The organism is Actinomadura viridis (assembly GCF_015751755.1).
Lineage (GTDB): Bacteria > Actinomycetota > Actinomycetes > Streptosporangiales > Streptosporangiaceae > Spirillospora > Spirillospora viridis.
The window spans coordinates 2390619-2413926 of sequence record NZ_JADOUA010000001.1; the positions used below are offsets into that span (position 1 = coordinate 2390619).

At 73.9% G+C, this 23308-nt stretch carries 22 protein-coding genes; 15 read left to right on the forward strand and 7 right to left on the reverse strand.

Annotation, left to right across the window (positions count from 1 at the left end):
- The first annotated feature begins 50 nt into the window (after positions 1-50).
- The 3 genes from hrcA to IW256_RS10665 all read left to right on the forward strand — a co-directional run bounded on the left by hrcA (position 51) and on the right by IW256_RS10665 (position 3027).
- Positions 51-1064, forward strand: coding sequence for a heat-inducible transcriptional repressor HrcA (gene hrcA, locus IW256_RS10655; RefSeq protein WP_197010806.1), 1014 nt, complete (start codon positions 51-53; stop codon positions 1062-1064).
- Complete coding sequence (dnaJ, locus tag IW256_RS10660) at positions 1065-2198, forward strand: molecular chaperone DnaJ (protein ID WP_197010807.1); 1134 nt, start codon at positions 1065-1067, stop codon at positions 2196-2198. It begins immediately after the preceding gene.
- 97 nt (positions 2199-2295) lie between these two features.
- A complete protein-coding gene (locus IW256_RS10665; RefSeq protein WP_197010808.1) occupies positions 2296-3027 on the forward strand; it encodes a 16S rRNA (uracil(1498)-N(3))-methyltransferase in 732 nt (243 codons plus the stop codon).
- A gap of 109 nt (positions 3028-3136) precedes the next feature.
- Here the strand turns inward: IW256_RS10665 and IW256_RS10670 are convergent, their stop codons facing one another.
- Positions 3137-3802, reverse strand: a complete 666-nt coding sequence (locus IW256_RS10670) for a hypothetical protein (RefSeq protein ID WP_197010809.1) — start codon at positions 3800-3802, stop codon at positions 3137-3139.
- A complete protein-coding gene (locus IW256_RS10675) occupies positions 3799-4341 on the reverse strand; it encodes a SigE family RNA polymerase sigma factor (protein ID WP_307828830.1) in 543 nt (180 codons plus the stop codon). Before IW256_RS10675 ends, IW256_RS10670 begins: the two co-directional genes overlap by 4 nt.
- Before the next feature lie 348 nt (positions 4342-4689).
- On the opposite strand from IW256_RS10675, the gene IW256_RS10680 reads away from it, so the two are divergent.
- From IW256_RS10680 to IW256_RS10695, 4 genes are all read left to right on the forward strand, one after another.
- Positions 4690-5034 (forward strand): histidine triad nucleotide-binding protein, encoded by a 345-nt coding sequence (locus tag IW256_RS10680; protein ID WP_197010810.1) that lies wholly within the window; start codon positions 4690-4692, stop codon positions 5032-5034.
- 195 nt (positions 5035-5229) lie between these two features.
- Positions 5230-6288: a PhoH family protein gene (locus IW256_RS10685; protein ID WP_197010811.1), complete on the forward strand. Its 1059-nt coding sequence runs from the start codon at positions 5230-5232 to the stop codon at positions 6286-6288.
- Between the two features lie 50 nt (positions 6289-6338).
- Complete coding sequence (gene ybeY / locus IW256_RS10690) at positions 6339-6818, forward strand: rRNA maturation RNase YbeY (RefSeq protein WP_197010812.1); 480 nt, start codon at positions 6339-6341, stop codon at positions 6816-6818.
- A gap of 70 nt (positions 6819-6888) precedes the next feature.
- Complete coding sequence (locus tag IW256_RS10695; RefSeq protein ID WP_197010813.1) at positions 6889-8199, forward strand: hemolysin family protein; 1311 nt, start codon at positions 6889-6891, stop codon at positions 8197-8199.
- Between the two features lie 233 nt (positions 8200-8432).
- On the opposite strand, the gene IW256_RS10700 is transcribed toward IW256_RS10695, so the two are convergent.
- A complete protein-coding gene (locus IW256_RS10700) occupies positions 8433-8759 on the reverse strand; it encodes a cytidine deaminase (protein WP_197016229.1) in 327 nt (108 codons plus the stop codon).
- Positions 8760-8900: 141 nt separating this feature from the next.
- On the opposite strand from IW256_RS10700, the gene IW256_RS10705 reads away from it, so the two are divergent.
- The 3 genes from IW256_RS10705 (at position 8901) to era (ending at position 15552) form a co-directional block, all read left to right on the forward strand.
- Positions 8901-11042, forward strand: coding sequence for an MMPL family transporter (locus IW256_RS10705; protein WP_197010814.1), 2142 nt, complete (start codon positions 8901-8903; stop codon positions 11040-11042).
- Between the two features lie 108 nt (positions 11043-11150).
- Positions 11151-14624 (forward strand): ATP-binding protein, encoded by a 3474-nt coding sequence (locus tag IW256_RS10710; protein WP_197010815.1) that lies wholly within the window; start codon positions 11151-11153, stop codon positions 14622-14624.
- Between the two features lie 4 nt (positions 14625-14628).
- Entirely contained in the window at positions 14629-15552 is a 924-nt protein-coding gene (gene era, locus IW256_RS10715) for a GTPase Era (protein ID WP_197010816.1), read from the forward strand.
- Here era and IW256_RS10720 read toward each other — a convergent pair.
- Positions 15543-16730, reverse strand: coding sequence for a hypothetical protein (locus IW256_RS10720; protein ID WP_197010817.1), 1188 nt, complete (start codon positions 16728-16730; stop codon positions 15543-15545). The two genes, era and IW256_RS10720, sit on opposite strands and share 10 nt — an antisense overlap.
- A gap of 101 nt (positions 16731-16831) precedes the next feature.
- Here IW256_RS10720 and IW256_RS10725 point away from each other — a divergent pair, with 101 nt between their 5' ends.
- The 3 genes from IW256_RS10725 to leuA all read left to right on the forward strand — a co-directional run bounded on the left by IW256_RS10725 (position 16832) and on the right by leuA (position 20167).
- Complete coding sequence (locus IW256_RS10725; protein WP_197010818.1) at positions 16832-17443, forward strand: zinc-ribbon domain-containing protein; 612 nt, start codon at positions 16832-16834, stop codon at positions 17441-17443.
- Positions 17444-17445: 2 nt separating this feature from the next.
- Positions 17446-18276, forward strand: a complete 831-nt coding sequence (gene ddaH / locus IW256_RS10730) for a dimethylargininase (protein WP_197010819.1) — start codon at positions 17446-17448, stop codon at positions 18274-18276.
- Positions 18277-18439: 163 nt separating this feature from the next.
- The gene (leuA, locus tag IW256_RS10735; RefSeq protein ID WP_197010820.1) at positions 18440-20167 is read left to right on the forward strand and encodes a 2-isopropylmalate synthase; all 1728 of its coding nucleotides are present in this window, start codon (positions 18440-18442) and stop codon (positions 20165-20167) included.
- A gap of 288 nt (positions 20168-20455) precedes the next feature.
- On the opposite strand, the gene IW256_RS10740 is transcribed toward leuA, so the two are convergent.
- Both IW256_RS10740 and IW256_RS10745 read right to left on the reverse strand, forming a co-directional pair.
- Positions 20456-20710: a protealysin inhibitor emfourin gene (locus IW256_RS10740; protein WP_231403734.1), complete on the reverse strand. Its 255-nt coding sequence runs from the start codon at positions 20708-20710 to the stop codon at positions 20456-20458.
- A gap of 58 nt (positions 20711-20768) precedes the next feature.
- Positions 20769-20963, reverse strand: coding sequence for a hypothetical protein (locus IW256_RS10745; protein WP_197010821.1), 195 nt, complete (start codon positions 20961-20963; stop codon positions 20769-20771).
- Positions 20964-21127: 164 nt separating this feature from the next.
- On the opposite strand from IW256_RS10745, the gene recO reads away from it, so the two are divergent.
- A complete protein-coding gene (gene recO, locus IW256_RS10750; RefSeq protein ID WP_307829390.1) occupies positions 21128-21940 on the forward strand; it encodes a DNA repair protein RecO in 813 nt (270 codons plus the stop codon).
- Complete coding sequence (locus IW256_RS10755) at positions 21937-22734, forward strand: isoprenyl transferase (protein ID WP_197010822.1); 798 nt, start codon at positions 21937-21939, stop codon at positions 22732-22734. Before recO ends, IW256_RS10755 begins: the two co-directional genes overlap by 4 nt.
- A 129-nt stretch (positions 22735-22863) precedes the next feature.
- On the opposite strand, the gene IW256_RS10760 is transcribed toward IW256_RS10755, so the two are convergent.
- Entirely contained in the window at positions 22864-23289 is a 426-nt protein-coding gene (locus IW256_RS10760; protein ID WP_197010823.1) for an OsmC family protein, read from the reverse strand.
- Between the last annotated feature and the right edge of the window lie 19 nt (positions 23290-23308).

Below are 23308 nucleotides of genomic sequence, written 5' to 3' on the forward strand. Positions count from 1 at the left end.
CTTGGCACTCGTAAGTATGGAGTGCCAGTACGGGGGCAGGAGGTGACCACGTGCTCGACGACAGGAAACTCGCGGTCCTGCGGGCCATAGTCGAGGACCATGTCTCCACCAACGAGCCGGTCGGCTCCAAGTCCTTGGTGGACCGGCACAACCTCGGCGTGTCACCGGCGACCATCCGCAACGACATGGCCGTCCTCGAGGAGCAGGGCTACATCCACCAGCCGCACACCAGCGCGGGGCGCGTGCCGACCGACAAGGGCTACCGGCTGTTCGTCGACCGGCTGTCCACGATCAAGCCGCTGTCGAGCGCCGAGCGGCGCGCGATCGAGACGTTCCTCAGCGGCGCCTACGACCTCGACGACGTGGTCGGCCGGACCGTTCGGCTGCTGGCCCAGCTCACCCGCCAGGTCGCGGTGGTGCAGTACCCGTCGCTGACCCGCTCGTCGGTGCGGCACGTGGAACTGGTCCCGGTGGCCGAGACGCGGCTGCTGCTGGTCCTGATCACCAACACCGGCCGGGTCGAGCAGCGGGTGATCGAGACCCCCTCCGGGCTCTCGGAGGAATCGATCGGCCACCTGCGCGCGTTGCTCAACACGTGCCTGGACGGATGCGGGCTGGGCGAGGTCCCGAACGCGGTCGCCGACCTGCCGGACCGGGTCCAGCCCGAGGACCGGCCGGTGATGGCCGCCGTGCTGTCGGTCCTCCTGGAGACGCTCGTGGAGAAGAACGATGAGAAGATCGTCTTCGCCGGTGCGGCGAACCTCGCGGCGGTGGACTTCTCGCGGAGCCTGCGCGACGTGCTCGAGGCGCTGGAGGAGCAGGTGGTCCTCATGAGGCTGCTCGGAGAGACCGGCGACTCCTCTACTGTTACGGTGCGGATCGGCACCGAGAACCCCGACGAGGGGCTCCGATCGACTTCGGTGGTCGTCGCCGATTATGGGGTCGGCGACATGACCCTGGCCCGGCTGGGAGTGCTCGGGCCTACACGCATGGACTACCCCGGCACGATGGGAGCGGTACGGGCAGTGGCACGCTACGTCGGACAGATCCTGGCGGGGTCGTAAGTGGCCAACGACTACTACGCGACCCTCGGCGTCCGCCGCGACGCCAGCCCGGACGAGGTCAAGAAGGCCTACCGCCGGCTGGCCCGGGAGCTCCATCCGGACGTCAACCCGGACCCGGAGACCCAGGAACGGTTCAAGGAGATCACCCAGGCCTACGAGGTGCTCTCCGACCCGAAGAAGCGCGAGATGTACGACCTGGGCGCCGACCCGTTCGCGTCGGGGGCGGGCGCGGGCGCCGGCGGCTTCGGCGGCGCGGGCTTCCCGTTCAGCGACATCATGGACGCCTTCTTCGGCACCTCGGCCTCGCGCGGCCCGCGCACCCGCGCGCGCCGCGGCCGCAACGCCACGCTGCGGGTCGAGCTCGACCTGGCGGAGACGGCGTTCGGCACCACCCGCGAGCTGACCATCGACACCGCGGTGACCTGCACCACCTGCAGCGGGTCCGGATGCGCGCCCGGCACCCACCCGGAGACCTGCGACACCTGCCACGGCCGTGGCGAGGTGCAGCAGGTGCAGCGCTCGTTCCTCGGCCAGGTCATGACCGCCCGCCCCTGCCCGCAGTGCGGCGGCTTCGGCAGCGTGATCCGCACGCCCTGCCAGGAGTGCTCGGGCGACGGCCGGGTCCGTACCCGGCGCACCGTCAAGGTCAAGATCCCGGCGGGCGTGGAGAACGGCATCCACATCCAGCTCGCGGGCGAGGGCGAGGTCGGGCCCGGCGGCGGCCCGCCCGGCGACCTGTTCCTGGAGATCGTCGAGAAGCCGCACGAGATCTTCGAGCGGGAGGGCGACGACCTGCACTGCACGGTCGAGCTGCCGATGACCGCCGCCGCGCTGGGCACCAACGTCACGATCGAGACGCTGGACGGCCCCGAGGAGGTCGACGTCAAGCCCGGCACCCAGTCCGGGCAGGTGATCACGTTGTACGGGCGCGGAGTGCGCCACCTCAACGAGAGCGGCCGGGGCGACCTGCTCATCCACGTCAACGTCGAGACCCCCTCGCGGCTCGACGAGGAGCAGGAGGAACTGCTCCGCCGGCTGGCCAAGCTCCGCGGCGAGGAGCGTCCCCCGGGCAAGTTCGCGCCCGGCCAGCGCAACGTCTTCTCCCGCCTCCGGGACGTGTTCAACCAGCATTGAAGCGACACCGTGGCGGCCTACCAAGAAGGCCGCCACGGCACCCCCTCGCCCTGATCGCCGGGGCGCGGGGGAGCCGCAGTCCAGTCGAAGGGTGCTCATGAGCCCGCCGGTGTTCCTCACGGAGACGGCCAGCCTCGAAGGCGACCACGTGGTCCTCGGCGGCGCCGAGGGGCGGCACGCGGCCACCGTGAAGCGGCTGCGCCCCGGCGAGCGGGTCGACCTCACCGACGGCGCCGGGCTGCTCGCCGAATGCGTGGTCGTCACGGCCGACCGCACCGCGCTGACCCTCGACGTCCTGGCCCGTCACCGGCGGCCGGCGCCCGAGCCGCGCCTGGTGGTCGTGCAGGCCCTCCCCAAGGGCGACCGGGGGGAGCTGGCCGTGGAGACGATGACCGAGGTCGGCGTGGACGAGATCGTCCCCTGGGCCGCCGCCCGGTGCGTCACCCAGTGGCGGCCCGAACGGCGCGAGAAGGCCCTGGGCCGGTGGCGCGCCACCGCCAGGGAGGCCGCCAAGCAGGCCCGCCGCGACCGCCTCCCGGAGGTCGCCGACCTGGCCGCCACCGCCGCCGTCGCGCGGCGGCTGGAACGGGCCGGCGCCGCCCTCGTCCTGCACGAGGAGGCCGGCGATCCGCTCAGCGCGGTACGGCCGCCGTCCGCGGGGGAGATCGTCGTCGTGGTCGGACCGGAGGGCGGGATCACCGGGGACGAGCTGGCGGCGTTCACCGCCGCGGGCGCCCGCGCCGTCCGGCTCGGGCCCACCGTCCTGCGCACGTCCACGGCGGGCGTGGCCGCGGCGTCGGTCCTGCTGGCCGCCACCGGCCGCTGGTAAGCCCTCTCAGAACCGGGACTCCCCGGAACCGGTGGGCCCCGTAACGCCGCCTCGTGCGAGGCGCGCCGCAGGGCGGGCGCCCGTCCCCCGGCGCGGGATCACCGCGGGATCACTGGGGCGGAGTGTCGCTCCCGGACTGTGCCGGGAGAGGCTCCTCGGTGGTCGGCGGCGTCACCGGGTCGGTCGGGACCGGGTCGGTGGTGCCGGGATCGGTGGGAGTGGGCGTCGGCGAGGGCGACGGCGTCTGGGACGGGCACCCCGTGGACGGCGGAGCGGTCGGAGTTTCGCTCGAACGGGGGGTGGCGGTGCCCGCGGGGGGGCCGCCGCCGGCGGACGGGGCGGGGCAGCCCGAGGAGCCGGAGGACGGCGCCGGGGACGGCGTCCCTGACTCGTTCGGGCCCCCGCTCTCGGTGGGCCCGTCCACCACGGACGGCTGCGCGTCCGGGGAGACGCCCTGGGGACCGGCCGGGTCGCCGCCGGTGGGGTGGTGCCGCCCCTTGTCCGAGGGGCCGTTGTTGCCGGCGGACTGGATGAGGTCGATGGTCTGCGGAGCGGTGACGCCGATGCCGGCGATGACGACGGCGGCGGCGACGGCCAGCAGGGGCCGCGCCCAGTTCATGGTGAACCGGTCCCAGCCGAACCTGCGCGGCCCGCGTGCGTCGATGCGGGCCCGGATGCGTTCCAGGCCGTCGGGCGCGGGGATGACCGTCTCCGCCTCCGCGTGCAGGGCGCGGCGGAGGATCTCGCCGTGCTCGTCGTGGGGGTCGGTGGTCATGAGAACTGCTCCAGGATGGTGCGTAGCGAGGCCATGCCGCGTGCCGTGTGGCTCTTGACCGCTCCGCGCGAGATCCCCATGGCCTGGGCGATCTCGGCTTCGGAGAGGTCGGCGTAGTAACGCAGGACGAGCGCCTCGCGCTGGCGGGTGGGGAGCTTGTGCAGCGCCTGGACGACCGCGGAGCGCTCGAGCTCCCCGATGGCCCCGGCCTCCGCGCTCGGAGCGTCGGGCAACCCCTTGGGAGCGTACTTCTCGACGACCGCGCGGTGACGCAGCACCGACCGGGACCGGTTGACCACCGACTGGCGCAGGTAGGACAGCGCCTTGTCGGGGTCGCGCAACCGGCGCCACCCGCCGTGCATGGCGACGAACGCGTCCTGGACGACCTCTTCGGCCGCCCCCGCGTCGCGCAGCAGCATGGCCGCGAGGCGCACCAGCGAACGGTAGTTGGCACTGTAGAGGGCGGTCACGGCCTGGTCGGCATCCCAGGCCACGGCCACCGCTCCCGTCGTGCCCCTGGCCACGAGGGTCTCGGTCACGTCAGTGGGACGCACACCCTCGTCGTCGGGTTTACGAAAGGGCATCTTCTGTCTTGCCTCGGTCACCTATCCGCCGCCTTCACCGCCCCCCGGCCGCCTAATCGGCCGGCCGCCCCGGGCAGGCCACGGTACGGCGAACCAGTCGATCGGGAGGCCAGGCGCGCTGCCGGCGAGCGGGGGGTACGCCTGAGGGGACAACCCTAATCCAGGGGCCGGACCGAATGGGGCCGATCCCATGACAGGGAAGGCCACGGGGTCGTCCCGCGCTCCCGCGTCCGGCCGCGCCGGGCGCCGGCCGGGGCCGGGGGAGTCGATAGGATCCGCCGGAGCATCGGCGGGAGGAGAAGGATGACGGACTGCCTGTTCTGCAAGATCGTTTCGGGGGACGTGCCGGCGAAGATCGTCCGGGAGTCCGCGGGCACGGTCGCGTTCCGTGACATCAACCCGCAGGCCCCGACCCACGTGCTGGTCATCCCGAGGGCGCACCACGCCACCGTGGCCGACCTGGCCGACGCCGATCCCGGGCTGCTGGCCGAGCTGCTGCGGGAGGCCCGCGAGGTGGCGGTGGACGACGGCGTCGCCGAGGGCGGCTACCGCATCGTCTTCAACACCGGGGCGCAGGCGGGGCAGACCGTCTTCCACGTGCACGCCCACGTTCTCGGTGGCCGTGGCCTCAACTGGCCGCCCGGCTGAGCCCGGCCCGCCCGGACCGGCCGCCGGCTCCGGACGATCCGCGCCGCGGCCCGCGCGTGAGAGCAGGTCACGGGCGCGGAAAATGGGGCGGCGCTCCGTCATGAGCGGCCAGTATCATGGGAAGGGACCGACACGGGACACGAGCAGGACACGAGCGGACAGAAGGCAGGTCAGAGAGGCCGCAAGGCCCGGCTGATGGTCGAATCAACTCACGCGGGACGCGAGGACCGGACGAGCTCGCGGTCCCAGATCAAGATCGTGGTGCCCGACGACCATTCGATGGTGAGCCTGCTCGGCTCCCGGGATGAGTTGCTCCACGTCATCGAACGCGCGTTCCACAGCGATATCCACGTGCGCGGCAACGAGATCACCGTGACCGGTCCCGGATCCGAGACCGAGCTGGTCTCCCGGCTGTTCAGCGAGCTGATCGACCTGCTCAAGAGCGGGACCCAGCTGACCCCCGACGCGGTGGAGCGGAGCCTGGCGATGTTGCGCAACCAGACCGAGGAGCGCCCGGCCGAGGTGCTGACCCTCGACGTGCTGTCCAGCCGCGGGCGCACCATCCGGCCCAAGACGCTCAACCAGAAGCGGTACGTCGACGCGATCGACCGGCACACCATCGTGTTCGGGATCGGCCCGGCGGGCACCGGCAAGACCTACCTCGCCATGGCCAAGGCGGTCCGGGCCCTGCAGGACAAGCAGGTCAACCGGATCATCCTGACCCGGCCGGCGGTCGAGGCCGGGGAGCGGCTGGGCTTCCTGCCCGGCACGCTGTACGAGAAGATCGACCCCTACCTGCGGCCGCTGTACGACGCGCTGCACGACATGGTCGACCCCGACTCGATCCCGCGGCTGATGGCGGCCGGCACGATCGAGGTGGCGCCGCTGGCGTACATGCGCGGACGCACCCTCAACGACTCCTTCATCATCCTGGACGAGGCGCAGAACACCTCGCCCGAGCAGATGAAGATGTTCCTGACCCGGCTGGGCTTCGGTTCCAAGGTCGTGGTGACCGGTGACGTCACCCAGGTCGACCTGCCGGGCGGGCAGCTGAGCGGGCTCCGCGTGGTCCAGGACATCCTCGACGGCGTCGAGGACATCCACTTCTGCCGCCTCAACAGCAACGACGTCGTCCGCCACAAGCTGGTCACCGACATCGTGGACGCCTACAGCCGCTACGACGAGGCGCGCGTCCCGGCGATCAAGCAGGGGGCCGCGGGTCGCGGCGGAGCCCCCCGTAAGCGGGGCCGCTAGGTGGGCGCGCGCACGGACCGGCCCGGGGCCGCGGAGAGCGGGCGGGGCGCATGAGCATCGAGGTGCTGAACGAGTCGGGCGCCGAGGTCGACGAGAAGCTCCTGGCCGACCTGGCCCGGCACGTCCTGGACGGGATGCGGGTCCATCCGCTGGCCGAGCTGTCGGTGCTGCTGGTGGACGAGGGCGCGATGAGCGAGCTGCATGAGAAGTGGATGGGCGAGCCCGGCCCCACCGACGTGCTGGCCTTCCCGATGGACGAGCTGCGTCCCGGCCACATGTCCGGCGGCGCCGACGAGGACGGCGAGCCCGATCCGGGCCTGCTGGGCGACGTGGTGCTGTGCCCGGCCGTCGCCGAGCGGCAGGCCGCCACCGCGGGCCACGGCACCGCGGAGGAGCTGGAGCTGCTGTGCACGCACGGCGTCCTGCACCTGCTCGGCTACGACCACGCCGAGCCGGACGAGCACGAGGAGATGTTCGGCCTGCAGGCCGAGCTGCTGAAGTCCTGGCGGGAGAAACGCGACCAGCGATGATCGACTGTGGCCGTCCCGTGCCGTTCCCGGCGGTGCCGCCGGTGCCGATCATGAGTGTTCCGGGGCGGCCGTGAGTTCCGCGCAGGGATGGTTGCTGGCCCTGGCCGCGGGCCTGGTGTGCATGGCCGGTCTGCTGGCCGGCACCGAGGCCGCCCTGGCCCGGGTGTCGAGGGTCCGGGTCGAGGAACTGGTCCGGGAGGGGCGGCGGGGAGCGCCGCGGCTGGCCGCGGTGGTGGCCGACCCGGCCCGCTACCTCAACCTGGTGCTGCTGCTGCGGATCAGCTGCGAGCTGGTCGCCACGGTGATCGTCGCGGACCTGTGCATCTCGTGGCTGGACGAGACCTGGCGGGCCTACGTCGTCGCCGCCGCGATCATGATCGTGGTGAGCTACGTGGTGGTCGGGGTGGGGCCGCGGACCCTCGGCCTGCAGCACGCCGACCGCGTGGCGCTGGTCGGCGCGGCCGTGATCCATCCGGTGACCCGGGTGTTCGGGCCGCTGCCGCGGCTGCTGATCCTGCTCGGCAACGCGCTGACCCCCGGCAAGGGCTTCCGGGAGGGCCCGTTCGCCTCCGAGGCCGAGCTGCGCGACCTGGTCGACCTGGCCGAGCAGCGCAGCCTCATCGAGCCGGACGAGCGGGAGATGATCCACTCGGTGTTCGAGCTCGGCGACACCCTGGTCCGCGAGGTCATGGTGCCGCGCACCGACATCGTGTTCATCGAGCGTGAGAAGACCGTCCGCCAGGCCCTGACCCTGGCCCTGCGCAGCGGCTTCTCCCGCATCCCGGTGGTGGGCGAGAACGAGGACGACGTCGTCGGCATCGCCTACCTCAAGGACGTGGCCCGGCGCAGCCACGAGCACCGCGAGCGCGAGTCGTCGGAGACGGTGGAGTCGGTGATGCGGCCCGCGACCTACGTGCCCGACAGCAAGCCGATCGACGAGCTGCTGCGCGAGATGCAGGCCCGGCAGATCCATGTCGCCATCGTGATCGACGAGTACGGCGGCACCGCCGGGCTGGTCACCATCGAGGACATCCTCGAGGAGATCGTGGGCGAGATCACCGACGAGTACGACGTGGAGACCCCGCGGGTGGAGTGGCTGGAGGAGTCCACCGCCCGGGTCACCGCGCGGCTGCCGGTGGAGGACCTCGCCGAGCTGTTCGGCGCCGAGATCGAGGTGGAGGAGGTCGAGACGGTGGGCGGGCTGCTCGCCCACGCGCTCGGCCGGGTCCCGATCGAGGGCTCCACCGCGACGGTGGCCGGGCTGTCGCTGAGAGCCGAGAGCATCGCCGGTCGCCGTAACCGGATCGGCACGGTGCTGGTGCACCGGCTGCCCGCGCCGTCCGGCGAGAAGGGCGCCGAGAGCCACCACGCGGCCGGCTGACCCCGCCCGGCCCTGCATGCCCGTCAAGCCGTCAGCCCCGACAGGCCCGCGCAGCCCGGGGCGGCCCGTACATCCACACCAGCCCTCAGCCAGTGCGCCCGTGAGCCCAGTGCGTCTGTAAGTTCAGCGCGCCCGTGAGTCCGGTGCGCTCGGGATTTCAGTACGCCCGTCAGCCAGTGCGCCCGTCAGCCAGTGCGCCCGTCAGCCAGTGCGCCCGTCAGCCAGTGCGCCCGTCAGTCCAGGGTGGCGCGGAGCGTCCCGTCGGTGGCGGCCACGAGGACGGCCGCCTTGGGGCCCAGGTCGCGGACGGCGGCCACGTCGGAGGGCCGGGCGGTGCCGGCGGCGGTCACCAGCGCGGCGGCCTCCAGGTCCTCGGCACCGCTGGACACCGCCATGGCCACCGCGACCTGAAGGGCCGTCAGCTTCAGTGAGGGCAGGTCCACGGTCGTGGCCGCGTAGGTGCGGCCGGTCTCGTCCCGCACGGCGGCGCCCTCGGCCGCGCCGGCCCGGGCGCGCGCCGACCGGGCCAGGGTGATGATCTTGGCGTCCTCGGGGTTCATGTCGCTCACGGGACCAGCCTAGAGGCCGTCCCGGCCCGCCACCGTGGGGGCCCGCAAGCGGGTGCCAAGCGGGCGGCAAGCGGGCGCCAAGAGGCGGCGGCCAGACTCGGTGAGTCATCGGAGCGTTCTCATGGGGGAAGCATGTCCCGATTGCTCTACCGCCTGGGCAGGGCCGCGGCGCTGCGGCCCTGGCGGTTCATCGTTGCCTGGGTGCTGGTCGTCGGCGCGCTGGGCGGGCTCGCGGGCGTGGCCGGCGGGTCGCTGCACGACGACTACAGCCTCCCCGGAACGGGGTCGCAGCAGGCCACCGACCTGCTCACGGAACGGTTCCCCGCGCTGTCGGGAGCGGACGCCCGCGTGGTCGTGCACACCCGGAGCGGGCGGCTCGACCCGGCACGGCTGGAGGGCGCGCGCGAGCGCCTGGCCGCCCTGCCGCACGTGAGCACGGTCGACCCGGCGATGCCGAGCCCGGACGGGGCGACGGCGCTGCTCACGGTCCGCTACGACGTGCCCGTCACCGAACTGGCGCCCGCGGAGACCCTGGACCTCCTCCGCGGTGCCACCGGGGACCTGAGGGCCGCCGGCCATCAGGTGGAGTTCGGCGGCCAGGTGCCCGAGAACGTCACCGCGCCGGGCGGTACGGCCGAGGCCGTGGGCATCGTCGCGGCGCTGGTCATCCTGCTGCTGGCGTTCGGGTCCGTGGTGGCGGCCGGGCTGCCGCTGGCGGTCGCGCTGGCCGGGCTGGGTGCCGGGGTCTCGGGGATCACCCTGCTGGCCGCGGTCACCGACGTGGCCACGACGGCACCGACGCTGGCGGTGATGACCGGGCTCGGCGTCGGTATCGACTACGCGCTGTTCATCCTGACCCGGCACCGGGAGGGGCTGGCGAGCGGGATGACGGTGGCGGAGGCGGCCGGCCGCGCCACCGCCACCGCCGGACTGTCGGTGATCTTCGCCGGTTTCACCGTGCTGCTCGCGCTGAGCGGGCTGGTGCTGTCGCGCGTCCCGGTGTTCATGACGATGGGCTTCGCCACCGGGATCGTGGTGGCGGCGACGGTGGCGAGCGCGGTCACCCTCCTGCCCGCGGTGCTGGGGCTGGCCGGGCGGCGGGTGCTGCGCCGCCGGGACCGCGCGGACGGGGCCCGGATCGAGACCGGTTCGCCGCGGGTGCGGCGCTGGGCCGAGCACGTCGGCCGCCACCCGTGGCCGTGGCTGCTGGCCGCGCTCGTGCTGATGCTCACGCTGGCCGCCCCGGCGCTGGGGATGCGCACCTGGCCCAGCGACGCCAGCAGCGAGCCGACGTCCAACACCGCGCGGAAGGCCTACGACCTGGTGGCCGAGGCGTACGGCCCGGGCGCCAACGGGACGCTGCTGGTCGCCGTCGACCTGCGCCGGTCGGCCGACACCGAGGGGCTCCGGGCGCGGCTGGCCGCGACCGAGGGGGTCGTCTCGGTCGCCCCGGCCCGGCTGTCCCCGGACCGCGCCGCGGCGGTGCTGGTGGTCACGCCGGAGTACGGGCCGCAGGACGAGCGGGCCACCGACCTGGTCGACCGGGTGCGCGCCGGCGTGCTGCCGCCGGGTGCGGAGATAGCCGGGCTGACCGCGGCCTACGTGGACCTCAGCCGGGTCCTGGACGGGCGGCTGTGGCCGGTGATCGGGGCGGTGGTCGCGACCTCGTTCCTGATGCTGATGATCGTCTTCCGGTCGATCCTGGCCCCGCTCAAGGCCGCCCTGATGAACCTGCTGTCGATCGGCGCCGCCTACGGCGCGCTCACCGCGATCTTCCAGTGGGGATGGGGCGCCGAACTGCTCGGCCTGCCGCACAGCGTCCCGGTCTCCAGCCTCATCGTGCTGCTGATGTTCGCGGTGCTGTTCGGGGTCTCCATGGACTACGAGGTGTTCCTGCTCTCCCGGGTCCGGGAGGAGTGGCTGCGCACGGGCGACGCGCGCGGCTCGGTGTCGGCCGGCCTGGCCGTCACCGGGCGGGTCATCACCAGCGCGGCGCTGATCATGGTGGCGGTCTTCCTCGGCTTCGCGCTGGACCCCGGGCTGGTGATCAAGCAGATGGGAGTGGGGCTGGCCGTGGCGGTCGCGCTGGACGCCACCGTGGTCAGGCTGGTCCTCGTACCGGCGACGATGGCCCTGCTGGGACGGGCGAACTGGTGGCTGCCGGGCCCGCTGGACCGGCTCCTGCCCACGTTCGACCCGCACGGCCACGACGCGCCGCCCGCCACCGGCGCGACCGGCGCCCCGGCCAGGGACCGGGAGCCCAGCGGCGTCTGACGCGGCGGCCCGGGCCGCCGTCCCGGGGCGGCGGCCCGAGGTGGCACTGATCACCATGGCCCGGGTCGCCGCGGTGCCCGGCGGCCCACGCCTTAGGCTGGCCGGGACATGGCGGACGTGCGTGTGCTCGGCACTTTCGAGGCGTGGGTGGACGGGGGCACGGCCGATCTCGGCGGCCCCCGCCAGCGCTCGGTGCTGGCCAGGCTCGTGGCGGCGCGGGGGCGGATGGTCCCGGCCGACCGCCTGGTGGAGGACCTGTGGCCCGGCGAGGCGCCGCCCCGGGCCACGGCCGGGCTCCAGTCGTTCGTGTCCCATCTGAGGCGCGCCCTGGAGCCGGACCGCCCGCCCCGGACACCGGCGCGGGTGCTGGTCACCGCCCCGCCCGGCTACGCGCTGCACCTCCCGGACGCGGACGTGGACGCCTGGCGCTTCGACGCGCTGGTCGACGAGGCGGCGCGGCTGCTGGACGCCGCCGACGCCGTACGGGCGCGCGAGTGCGCGCAGGCGGCGCTGGCGGAGTGGCGGGGCCCCGCGTACGCCGAGTTCGCCGACCTGCCCTGGGCGGTCGCGGAGACGGCGCGGCTGGACGAGCGCCGCCGCCTGGCCGTCGAGCGCCGCGCCGAGGCGATGCTGCGGCTGGGCGCCGCCGCCGAGGCCGTCCCCGACCTGGAGGCCCACGCGGCGGCCAACCCGCTGCGCGAGGAGGTCTGGCGCCTGCTGGCCCTCGCCCTCTACCGGACCGGACGCCAGGGGGACGCGCTCGCGGCGCTGCGCCGCGCCCGCGCGACCCTGGCCGAGGAGCTCGGCGTGGATCCCGGCCCGGCCCTGCGCCGCCTGGAGAGCGGCATCCTCGCCCAGGCGCCCGAACTCACCGGCGGTCCGCGCCATGGCGCCGTCCTGGAAGCCCCCGCCGAGATCGCGACCGCGCCCGCACGGGCGGCGTCGGCGCCTGACGTCCCACCGCCGCCGGGCACGGCCGGTGGGATCTTCGTCGGCCGCCACGACGAGCTGGAGCGGCTGGCCGCCGCGGCGCGCGACGCCGCCGCGGGCCGGTGCGGGCTCGTCCTGATCGCCGGGGACGCCGGGATGGGCAAGACCGCCCTGGCCGAGCGTCTCACCGCCGCGCTGGCCCGCGACGGCTGGACCACCGCGTGGGGCCGGGTTCCCGAGACCGGGGGCGCCCCGCCCGCCTGGCCCTGGGCCGAACTGCTGCGCGAGCTCATCTCCGCCGCGCCGCCCCCGCCCGAGCTGGCCCGGCGGATGACCCTGCTCGAGGGCGACGTCCCCGCCGTGCCCGCCGCCGACATCGCCACCGGCCGGTTCCGGCTCCAGCTGGCCGTCGGCGACTACCTCTCCGGCCTGGCCGGGCGGGCCCCGCTGCTGCTGGTCCTGGACGACCTGCACTGGGCCGACGGGGACACCCTCGCGCTGCTGGCCGCGCTTCCCCGGATGCTGCGGGACCGGCCGGTGCTGCTGGCCGGTACGTTCCGGCAGACCGAGGTCTCCGAACGCCTCGCCGACGCCCTCGCCCTGCTCGCCCGCCACGAACCGCTGCGCCTGGACCTGGCCGGGCTGCCCGCCGCCGACGTGGCCGTGCTGATCCGGGCCGTCTGCGGCGCCGAGGTGGACGAGGCGGAACTCGCCGTGATCGCCGAACGCACCGGCGGCAACCCGTTCTTCACCCGCGAGACCGTCCGGCTCCTGGACGCCGGGGGGCTGCCGGCCGCCACCCGCCTCGTGCCCGCCGGCGCCGGCGACGTGCTGCGCCGCCGCGTCGCCGGCCTTCCGGAGAACGCCCGGACCGTCCTGCGCAACGCCGCCGTCGTGGGCCGCGAGGCCGACCTGGACGTCCTCACCGATGTCTGCGGCGGCGACGAGGACGCGGTCATCGACGCGGTCGAGGCCGGCCTGGCCGCGGGGCTGGTGACCGAGCCCGGGCCGGGGCGGGTCCGGTTCGCGCACACCCTCGTCCGCGACACCCTCTACACGGGCCTGTCCCGGGTCCGCCGCGCACGGCTGCACGGGCGGGTCGCCGCCGCGCTGGAACGGCGCAGGCCCGGCGGGGTCGCCGCGATCGCCCACCACCATCTGGAGGCCGGGGGCGCCGATCCGGCCAAGGCCGTCCGGTACGCCAGGCTCGCCGCGGAGGAGGCCGAGTCGCGCTTCGCGCACCGCGCGGCGGCCGACCTGTGGATCAGGGCAGTGGACGCCCTGCGCGCCGCCGGGGACGACCGCCCCCTCTCCGGGGACGACCGCCCCCTCTCCGGGGACGCGCGCGACCGCCGGGTGCGGGAACGGCTCGAACTGGAGGCCGCCGCGATCCGTTCCACCGCCCTGGCGGGCGACGTCGTCGAGGCCCGCGAACGCCGGCGCCGCGCGCTGGACGCCGCGCGCCCCCTCGGCGACGCCCGCCTCCTGGCCCGCCTCATCACGAGCTTCGACGTGCCGACCGTCTGGACCAGCCGCGACTACGGCAGCCACGACCAGGACGTCATCGACGCCGCCGAGGAGGCCCTGGAGGGCCTGGCGGGCCCGGACGACGACGAGCTGCGGGCGCGGCTGCTCACCAGCCTGGCGATCGAGCTGGAGGGGGCCCGGAGTGACCGTGGCGTCACCGCGGCCGAGGAGGCGGTGCGGGTCGCCCGCCGCCTCGGGCGTCCCGAACTGCTGGCGGTCGCGCTCAACGGCCGCTACCTCAACGGCTACCGGGGCGCCGGCGCCTTCACCGACCGCCGCCTGGTCGCCGCCGAGCTGCTCGACCTCGCCACCGCCCACGGGCTCGGCCTGTACCAGGGGCTGGTGCACCTCCAGCTCCAGCAGGTGGCCATCTGCGCGCTGGACCTGGAGACCGCGCGGCGGCACCGGGATGAGGGCGTCCGCCTGGCCGGACGGTTCGGGCTGCCGCTGCTGGGCATGATCGCGGACTCCCTGGAGGGCCTGACCCATTCCCTCGCCGCCCGCTTCGATGAGGCCGAGCTGGCCTACCGGCAGCTCGCGCGGTCGGGCACCGGCACCGGCATCTGGAACAGCGAGCGCGGGATCGCCCTGGTCGGGATCTTCTGCGTGCGGTACGTGCAGGGCCGCGCCGGGGAGCTGGTGGACGAGGCCCGCTGGATCTGGGAGCGCTGGCGCCACGTCGACGCGACCGCCGAGGTCTACGCGCTGGCCCTGATCGGCGCGGGCCGGGCCGGCGAGGCCCGCCGGGTGGTCGAGGGCGTCGGCCCGGCCCGCTACGACTACTTCTTCGACCTGATCACGGCGATGCGCGGGCGGCGCGCGATCGCGCTGGACGACCGCCGCGTGGCCGCCGAGGCGTACACCGCCCTGCTGCCCTACGAGGACCACCTCGCCGGCGGCCCCACGGGCGTGGTGACCATCGGGCCGGCCGCGCAGACGCTGGGCGACCTGGCCGTGTTCCTGGGACGCCCGGACCGCGCGGCCGGGCACTACCGCCGCGCCGCCGAGATCGCCGAACGGGTCGGATCCCCTTACTGGGCGGGCGTCGCGCGCGACTCCCTGCACGCTGTGGACCCCGGCGCGCCGCCCGTGGACGATCCGTTCCACCGGGTAGGCGACAATTGACGGCGTGACAGCGCTGGGAAAGACGACGACCGAGGGATACCGCTCCGGGTTCGCCTGCTTCATCGGGCGGCCCAACGTGGGCAAGTCCACGCTGATGAACGCCCTGGTCGGCACCAAGGTGGCGATCACGAGCAGCCGCCCGCAGACCACCCGCAGGGCGATCCGCGGCATCGTGCACCGCCCGGACGCCCAGCTGATCGTGGTCGACACCCCCGGCCTGCACAAGCCGCGCACCCTGCTGGGGGAGCGGCTGGACAGCCTGGTGCGCTCCACCCTCACCGAGGTCGACGTGATCGGCTTCTGCGTCCCGGCGGACCAGACCGTGGGCCCCGGCGACCGGTTCATCGCCCGGGAACTGGCCAACGTCGGCAGGACACCGGTCGTCGCGATCGTCACCAAGACCGACCTGGTGCCGCCCGAGCGGGTGGCCGAGCAGCTCACCGCGGTGTCCACCCTGGGGGAGTTCGCCGACATCGTGCCGTGCTCGGCGCGGGACGGCTTCCAGGTCGGCCTCGTCGGAGATCTGCTGATCCGGCACCTTCCCGAGGGCATGCCGCTCTACCCCGAGGGCGACCTCACCGACGAGCCCGAGCAGCTGCTGGTCGCCGAGCTGATCCGCGAGGCCGCGCTGGAGGGCGTCCGGGACGAGCTGCCGCACTCGATCGCCGTCGTGGTCGACGACATGGCGCCGCGCGAGGACCGCGAGGACCTCATCGACGTGTACGCGCACCTGTTCGTCGAGCGGCCCAGCCAGAAGGCGATCGTCATCGGCACCAAGGGCGCCCGGCTGCGCGACGTCGGCACCCGGGCGCGCAAGCAGATCGAGGCGCTGCTCGGCACCAAGGTCTTCCTGGACCTGCGGATCAAGGTCGCCAAGGACTGGCAGCGCGACCCCAAGCAGCTGCGCAGGCTCGGCTTCTACGACTGACCACGCCCGTCGGGGCCCGCCGGGCCCGGCGCCTGCCCGGGCCGGTCCGGCCAGGCGTCCTGGGGCCATGAGGCACGGGGATCCTGGGTGTTCTGGACGTAGGGATCCTGCCCGTACGGACTCTGTGCGTACGGGTTCTCCGCGTAAGGATTCTGGGAGTAAGGGTTCTGCGCGTACGGCCCCTGGGCGGGCTGCTCCTGCGCGTACCGGCCCTGCGCGTACGGCCCCTGCGTGGGCTGATCCTGCCCGTAGGGGTTTTGCCCGTACGACGGGTCATGCGCGGACGAAGGGTCATGCGCGTAGGGGTTCTGTGTATGGGCGGCCTTCTCCGCGCGTGCGGTGGCGAGCCGGGCGGCGATGGGGCGGCCCATGCTGAAACCGACGACCAGCAGGGACATGGCCACCGCCAGGTACCAGCCGATCACGACGGCCACCTCGTAGCCGACCGAGAGGTCCTGGGCCGCCAGCCGGTCCTTCAGCTGGTCCAGCCTCAGCACGAACAGGCCGCAGACCAGCAGCGCCAGCAGCCCGGGAACGGCGGCCAGCGCCGAGACACGGGTGTCCCTACCGATGATGCCCCAGAACCCCATGCCGATCGCGACCACGGCCAGCACGGGGATCACCGCCACCACCCGGTCCGCCTCGATGCCGACCACGGTGCCCAGATCGCGGCTGAGGGTCCGGCCGAAGAGCCCGACCACCAGCCGCGCCTGCGCCCATGGCAGGAACGCCGAGACCAGCAGCAGCGAGCCCGTGATGATCGTCGCGATGTTCCAGGCCGCGCCCGGCCCGTCCGGCTCCGCAGGCGGCGGGTACGCGACCGGCGCGGCGGCCGGCGGGCGGTTCTCGGCGGGCGGCAGGAACGCCGGGCGCGTCCCGGCGGGCGGGTCCGTCCCGGCGGGCGGAACCGCGCCCTCGCCCGGAACCGTCCCATAGGCCGGAACCGTCCCGTAGGCCGGAACCGTCCCGTAGGCCGGGGCCGTACCAGCGACCGGGGTCGTCTCGCCGGACGGGGGCCTGTCGGTGGCCGGGGCCGGGGACTCGGCCGGGGCCGGAGGCGGGTCGGTGTTCGGGCCGTCAGGCGGCCCTTCGGCGGGCGCCTTCCCGGAGCCGTCCTCGCGGGCGCCGGCCACCGCCGGGCGCTCCCGGCCCTCCCCGGGATCCTGGTCACCGCTCATGAGCCCAGCGTAAAGGCGCGGGCGCGCCGACGGCGCCAGGCCACGACGGCGCCGATCGATCGGTACTTTGGAGGGAAGCCCGCCATGGGAGGAGAATCCCGGTGTTGTTGATTTTCGGCCTGTCGGTGTTCTTCCGCACGGTCAGCGAGGGCACCTTCCACTGTCCGCGCTGCGGCGGGGACCGCGCCTACCGCCGGAGGGTCGGCCGCCGCTGGTTCACCCTCTTCTTCCTGCCGGTCATCCCGTTCAACCAGGTCGGCGAGGTGGTCGAGTGCCGCACCTGCCGCACCCGGTTCGACATCGCCGTGCTCCAGTCGCCCACCGCGCGGCAGATGGCCGCGGCGCTGCCGGCGGGCATGCGGGCCGCCGCGGCGCTGGTGCTGCGCGCCGGGGGAGCCGCCACTCCGGCGGCGCGGGCCCGTGCCGCCGAGGCCGTCCACGGGTACGGCGGGACGGGGTACGACGACGCGGCCGTCGAGCACGACCTGAGGCTCGGCGAGCCGTTCCTGGAGGAGGAGATCGCCGCGGCGGGCGCGCAGCTCGCACCGGAGGCCAAGGAGTGGTTCCTGGCCCAGGCGGTCCGCGTCGGGCTGGCCGACGGGCCCCTCGGCGACGCCGAGCGCCGGGCCCTGCACCGGGTGGCGCACCTGCTGGGCATGTCGCCCGCCCACGCCCTCGGCGTGATCGTCACCACCGAGGGCGCGGCGCGCTAGGCATGCCCGGAACCGCGCTGGTGAGGCGTCCCGGGCCGCGGCTCGCGGACGGGATCGTGACCCATGTCGAACGCCGCCCGGTGGACGCCGGGCTGGCCCGGGCCCAGCATGAGGCGTACGTGGCCGCGCTGCGCGACGCCGGATGGCGGGTGCGGGCGGTCGACCCCGCCGACGACTGCCCGGACGCGGTGTTCGTCGAGGACGCCCTCGTGGTCGCCGGCGACACCGCCGTGCTCGGCCGCTCCGGGGCGAGCGCGCGGCGCGGCGAGACCGCCGGGGCCGAGCGGGCCGCGCGCGACCTCGGCCTGCGGGTGTCGCGGATCGAACCGCCCGGCACCCTGGACGGCGGCGACGTCCTCCAGGTGGGTGACACCGTCTACGTCGGGCGCGGGTCCCGCACCGACGAGGACGGCATCTGCCAGCTCGCCGGGCTGCTGGGCGGGCGGCGGGTCGTCCCGGTCGCGACGGACGGGGCGCTGCACCTGAAGTCGGCGATGACGGCCCTGCCGGACGGGTCGCTGATCGGGCTGCCCGGGCATCTGGACACCTCGGTGCTCCCCTGCCTGCGGGTGGTGCCCGAGCCGTCGGGCGCGCACGTGGTGGTGCTGGGGCCCGACCACGTGCTGATGGCGGCCTCGGCGCCGCGTACGGCCGAGCTGCTCGCCGCCGACGGCTGGCGCGTCACCCGTGTGGACATCGGGGAGTTCGAGGCGCTGGAAGGCTGCGTGACCTGCCTCTCGGTGCTCGTTCCCGAGTCCGCGTCCCCCGCGGGCCCGGCGGACGGCCCGGGCGCATCCACCGCCGTCTCAGATCGTGGAAGCCGGTTTCCGTAACACGGGCGGCGTCTGTTAACTTGACATTCGTGTTGCGCGAGCTGCTCCTCCTTAGCGGCCGCAGCGGGGGCCCATAACGGTCGGCACCCTCGCTGCGGGCCATCGCCGTGCACGGCACCGCCTAGTGGACGTCGGCCGCAGGATCGAGCAGAGGGACCCACCCATGTATCCGCAACAGAATCCTTCGGGCATGCCCTTCGAGCGCTACCGCCCGTTCACCCCGGTCGCCCTGGCCGACCGCACCTGGCCGGACAAGGTGATCACCGAGGCGCCCCGCTGGTGCGCGGTGGACCTGCGCGACGGTAACCAGGCGCTCATCGACCCGATGGACTCCCACCGGAAGCTGAAGATGTTCCAGCTGCTGGTAGGGATGGGCTACAAGGAGATCGAGGTCGGCTTCCCGGCCGCCAGCCAGACCGACTACGACTTCGTCCGGCAGATCATCGAGGACGGCCTGATCCCCGACGACGTGGTGATCCAGGTACTGACCCAGGCCCGGCCCGAGCTGATCGAGCGGACCTTCGAGTCGGTGCGCGGCGCCCGGAAGGCCATCGTCCACCTCTACAACTCCACCAGCACGCTGCAGCGGCGCGTGGTGTTCGGGCAGGACCGCGAGGGCATCACCGCGATCGCGGTCGAGGGCGCCAAGCTGTGCGCCAAGCTGGCCGAGGACATGGGCGACACCGAGATCCTCTTCCAGTACTCGCCCGAGTCGTTCACCGGCACCGAGCTGGAGTACGCGGCCGAGGTCTGCAACGCCGTCACCGACGTCTGGAAGCCCACCCCGGACCGGAAGGTGATCCTCAACCTGCCGGCCACCGTCGAGATGGCCACCCCCAACGTCTACGCCGACCAGATCGAGTGGATGAACCGCCACCTGAGCCGCCGGGACTCGGTGATCCTCTCCCTGCACCCGCACAACGACCGGGGCACCGCCGTCGCCGCCGCCGAGCTGGGCTACCTGGCCGGCGCCGACCGGATCGAGGGCTGCCTGTTCGGCAACGGCGAGCGCACCGGCAACGTCTGCCTGGTCACCCTGGGGCTGAACCTGTTCACCCAGGGCGTCGACCCGATGATCGACTTCTCCGACATCGACGAGATCCGCCGCACCGTCGAGTACTGCAACCAGCTGCCGGTGCACGAGCGGCACCCCTACGGCGGCGACCTGGTCTACACCGCCTTCTCCGGGTCCCACCAGGACGCCATCAACAAGGGCTTCGACCACCTGGCGGCGGACGCCGAGGCGGCCGGGGTACCGGTCGACCGGTACCGCTGGGAGGTCCCGTACCTGCCGATCGACCCCAAGGACGTGGGCCGCTCCTACGAGGCGGTCATCCGGGTCAACAGCCAGTCCGGCAAGGGCGGCGTCGCCTACGTCATGAAGACCGAGCACGCCCTGGAGCTGCCGCGCCGGCTGCAGATCGAGTTCTCCCGGGTGGTGCAGGCGCACACCGACACCGAGGGCGGCGAGGTCACCCCGGAGCGGATGTGGGAGATCTTCGAGGGCGAGTTCCTGGGCAACGGGCCCCGGGTCGGGCTGCTGGCGCACCGTGCGACCTCGCGGGTCGACGAGAAGGACGTGCTCGGCTGCGACGTCCGGATCGACGGTGAGATCCGCGAGATCGAGGGCGTGGGCAACGGCCCGGTGTCGGCGTTCGAGTCCGCCCTCGCCACGATCGGCGTGAACGTGCGGGTGCTCGACTACATCGAGCACGCGATGAGCGCCGGCGGCGACGCCCGCGCCGCCGCGTACGTCGAGTGCGACGTGGACGGGACCTCGGTCTGGGGCGTGGGCATCGACGGCAACATCGTCACCGCCTCGCTCAAGGCGATCCTGTCGGCCGTCAACCGGGTGGCGCGCACCCCCGTCGTCCCGCCGGCGGCCTCCTGACCCGCGGCCCCACCCCTTTCCGGGCCTTCGTCCCGGCCTCGCGATTTCCGCCCGTGCCCGCGCGGGGGCACGGGCGGAGTCCGGACCCGGTCACGCCGTTGTGATCCACGCGTGACCGACGCCCCGGGCCCCGGCCACGACGATCTCGTGCCGGGGCCCGAGGCGATGTTCCTCCCCGGCGGCCCTGAGCCCCCCGGGCTCCCGAGGCCCCCGAGGGCTCCCGAGGGGGCCAAGGGCCGCCCGCGCGTCACCCGCGGCCGGCCGTGGACGTCCCCGTGCCCGTGGCGATCAGCCTCCCTGGCCCAGGACGTGATGTACCAGCTCCCGGAGCGGGCCGCGGAGCTGGGCCTCGCCCACGGTGGTGCTGGCACCGTCGATGTCGATGTCGTACAGGAACTGGTCGGGGATCCTGCCGGGCGGCGGGACCGCGTCCAGGTCGACCCGGTCGACCAGCTGGGCCAGCATGGGATCGGTGGCACTGTCGGACTGCCCGCGCCGCTCGATCCCCGCGAATCCCCCGGTGCGAACCACTGTCACCTTCACCGTCACTCCCGATCGCCGCCGTCGTGGGGCGGCCCGCCGGCGGCATCGTCCGTGCGCCTCACAGGGAAACGCCTACCCCCTTCACGTCCGTGGCCTGCCGCACCGTGCCGCAGGGCGGCCGTTCCCGTTCGAGGGCACTGCCGATCGTCCGTCCGGGGACGCGGCCCTCCGGCGGCGAGGCGCGCCGAGCCGGTGCGTCGGCGGCATCGGCGACCCGTTCCAGGATGTGCGGGGGCACGATGGTGCATCTCATGCCACAACGCTGGCAGCCGGTTGTGATTCAGGCCACGGGTTTGGTGATACTCCCGCGACCTATTCCGGTCACGGAATGTGATGGAAGGGGCGGGGATGGGGGGACCGTCCGCCGCGCGCGGTGGGGCGGCACGGTACGGGACGGCGGTGCGGGACAATGGGACGGTGACGCTCTACCGCGATGAAGGCATCGTCCTGCGCACCCAGAAGCTGGGCGAGGCCGACCGTATCGTCACGGTGCTCACCCGGCGCACCGGGCGGATCCGCGCCGCGGCCAAGGGGGTCCGCAAGACCCGGTCGAGGTTCGGGGCGCGGCTGGAGCCGTTCACCCACGTGGATCTGCAGCTGTACGAGCGGCGCTCGCTCGACCTCATCACGCAGGCCGAGACGCTGCGTCCCTACGGGGAGCAGCTGGTCACCGACTATCCCCGCTACACCGCCGGGACGGCGATGCTGGAGACGGCCGAGAAGCTGACCTCCGAGGAGGGCGAGCCGGCGCTGCGCCAGTTCCTGCTGCTGGTCGGCGGTCTCCGGACGCTGGCCGAGCGCGCGCACGACCCGCGGCTGGTCCTGGACGCCTTCCTGCTGAGGTCGCTGTCGGTGGCGGGCTGGGCCCCCGCGCTCGACGAGTGCTGCCGCTGCGGCGACCGGGGCCGGCTGCGCGGGTTCGCGATCGCCGCCGGCGGCGCGGTCTGCGCGCGCTGCCGCCGGCCCGGCGCGGCCACCCCGGCGGCGCCGACGTTCGCGCTGATGCTGGCGCTGCTGCGGGGCGACTGGGAGTACGCCGACGGGAGCCAGCCCCGGCACCGGGTAGAGTGCAGCGGCCTCGTGGCGGCCTATCTGCAGTGGCATCTGGAGCACGGCATCAGGTCCCTGCGGCATGTGGAGCCCGAGGAGCCCGCCGGGTCCGCGGAGTCCCCGGAGCCCGCGGAGCCACATGATCACATGTCCGACCCCGACACCAGGGAGAGAGTTTGAGAAGGGCCGTTCAGCCCCCGGAGCCGCACCGGACCGGGGCCCGCCCGCCCGCGATCCCCGCGGACCTCGTGCCCCGGCATGTGGCCATCGTCATGGACGGCAACGGGCGCTGGGCCAAGGAGCGGGGGCTGCCCCGCACCGAGGGCCACAAGATGGGGGAGGACTCCCTCTTCGACGTGATCATGGGCGCGATCGAGCTGGGCGTGCCGTACCTGTCGGCGTACGCCTTCTCCACCGAGAACTGGAAGCGGTCCCCCGACGAGGTCCGCTTCCTCATGGGGTTCAACCGGGACGTGATCCGGCGGCGGCGCGACCAGATGCACGCGATGGGCGTGCGGGTGCGGTGGGCGGGGCGGCGGCCCCGGCTGTGGCGCAGCGTGATCAGCGAGCTGGAGACCGCCGAGGAGATGACCCGCGACAACGACGTGCTCACCCTGCAGTTCTGCGTGAACTACGGAGGCAGGGCCGAGATCGCCGACGCGGCGGCGGCCATCGCCCGGGACGTCCGGGAGGGCCGGCTCGACCCGGACAAGATCAACGAGAAGGTCTTCGCGCGCTACCTGGACGAGCCGGGCATCCCGGATGTGGACCTGTTCCTGCGCTCGTCGGGGGAGCAGCGCACGTCCAACTTCCTGATCTGGCAGTCGGCGTACGCGGAGATGGTCTTCCTCGACACCCTGTGGCCCGACTTCGACCGGCGCCACTTCTGGCACGCCTGCGAGCTCTACGCCTCCCGCGACCGGCGGTACGGAGGGGCGGTGCCCAACCCGGTCGCGCCCGCGCCGGCGAACTGATCGACCCTGGGGACGTGCCGCCGGCCCGGAACCTCGCACGAGGATCTCCGGACCGGCGGCACGTCCCAGGTGACCGGTGCGTCAGTGACCGGTGCTCAGGTGAGCGGTGCTCAGGTGAGCGGCGCGCTCTCAGGCGAGCGCGGCGTCCAGCGTGATCTTGGTGCCCGCCAGCGCCTTGCTGACCGGGCAGTTCTCCTTGGCGTTCTGGGCGGCCTTCTCGAAGTCGGCCGCGGACAGACCGGGCACGCTGGCGCGCACGGTCAGGTGGACGCCGGTGATGCCCTCGCCCGGCTGGAAGGTCACCTCGGCCTTGGTGTCCACCTTCTCCGGCGGGGTGCCGGCCCCGGCGAGCCCGTGCGAGAGAGCCATCGAGTAGCAGGTGGAGTGGGCGGCAGCGATGAGCTCCTCGGGGCTGGTCCGGCCGTCCGGCTCCTCGGCCCGCGACGGCCAGTTCACCTCGAAGGAGCCGACCTTCGAGGAGTCCAGCGAGACCGTCCCCTGGCCGCCCATCAGCGGCCCTTCCCAATGCGCGTTCGCGGTACGTGTGGTAGCCATGCCGCCGATTCTTCCGTAT

Excerpts from the sequence above, each read along its gene's own strand:
- ybeY (WP_197010812.1), top strand. The coding sequence starts at position 6,339 with ATGAGCATCGAGGTGCTGAACGAGTCGGGCGCCGAGGTCGACGAGAAG.
- ddaH (WP_197010819.1), top strand. The coding sequence starts at position 17,446 with ATGCCCGGAACCGCGCTGGTGAGGCGTCCCGGGCCGCGGCTCGCGGAC.
- IW256_RS10685 (WP_197010811.1), top strand. The coding sequence starts at position 5,230 with ATGGTCGAATCAACTCACGCGGGACGCGAGGACCGGACGAGCTCGCGG.
- IW256_RS10720 (WP_197010817.1), bottom strand. The coding sequence starts at position 16,730 with ATGAGCGGTGACCAGGATCCCGGGGAGGGCCGGGAGCGCCCGGCGGTG.
- IW256_RS10760 (WP_197010823.1), bottom strand. The coding sequence starts at position 23,289 with ATGGCTACCACACGTACCGCGAACGCGCATTGGGAAGGGCCGCTGATG.
- leuA (WP_197010820.1), top strand. The coding sequence starts at position 18,440 with ATGTATCCGCAACAGAATCCTTCGGGCATGCCCTTCGAGCGCTACCGC.
- IW256_RS10710 (WP_197010815.1), top strand. The coding sequence starts at position 11,151 with ATGGCGGACGTGCGTGTGCTCGGCACTTTCGAGGCGTGGGTGGACGGG.
- IW256_RS10700 (WP_197016229.1), bottom strand. The coding sequence starts at position 8,759 with ATGAACCCCGAGGACGCCAAGATCATCACCCTGGCCCGGTCGGCGCGC.
- IW256_RS10680 (WP_197010810.1), top strand. The coding sequence starts at position 4,690 with ATGACGGACTGCCTGTTCTGCAAGATCGTTTCGGGGGACGTGCCGGCG.
- IW256_RS10670 (WP_197010809.1), bottom strand. The coding sequence starts at position 3,802 with ATGACCACCGACCCCCACGACGAGCACGGCGAGATCCTCCGCCGCGCC.
- IW256_RS10705 (WP_197010814.1), top strand. The coding sequence starts at position 8,901 with ATGTCCCGATTGCTCTACCGCCTGGGCAGGGCCGCGGCGCTGCGGCCC.
- IW256_RS10665 (WP_197010808.1), top strand. The coding sequence starts at position 2,296 with ATGAGCCCGCCGGTGTTCCTCACGGAGACGGCCAGCCTCGAAGGCGAC.
- IW256_RS10745 (WP_197010821.1), bottom strand. The coding sequence starts at position 20,963 with ATGAGATGCACCATCGTGCCCCCGCACATCCTGGAACGGGTCGCCGAT.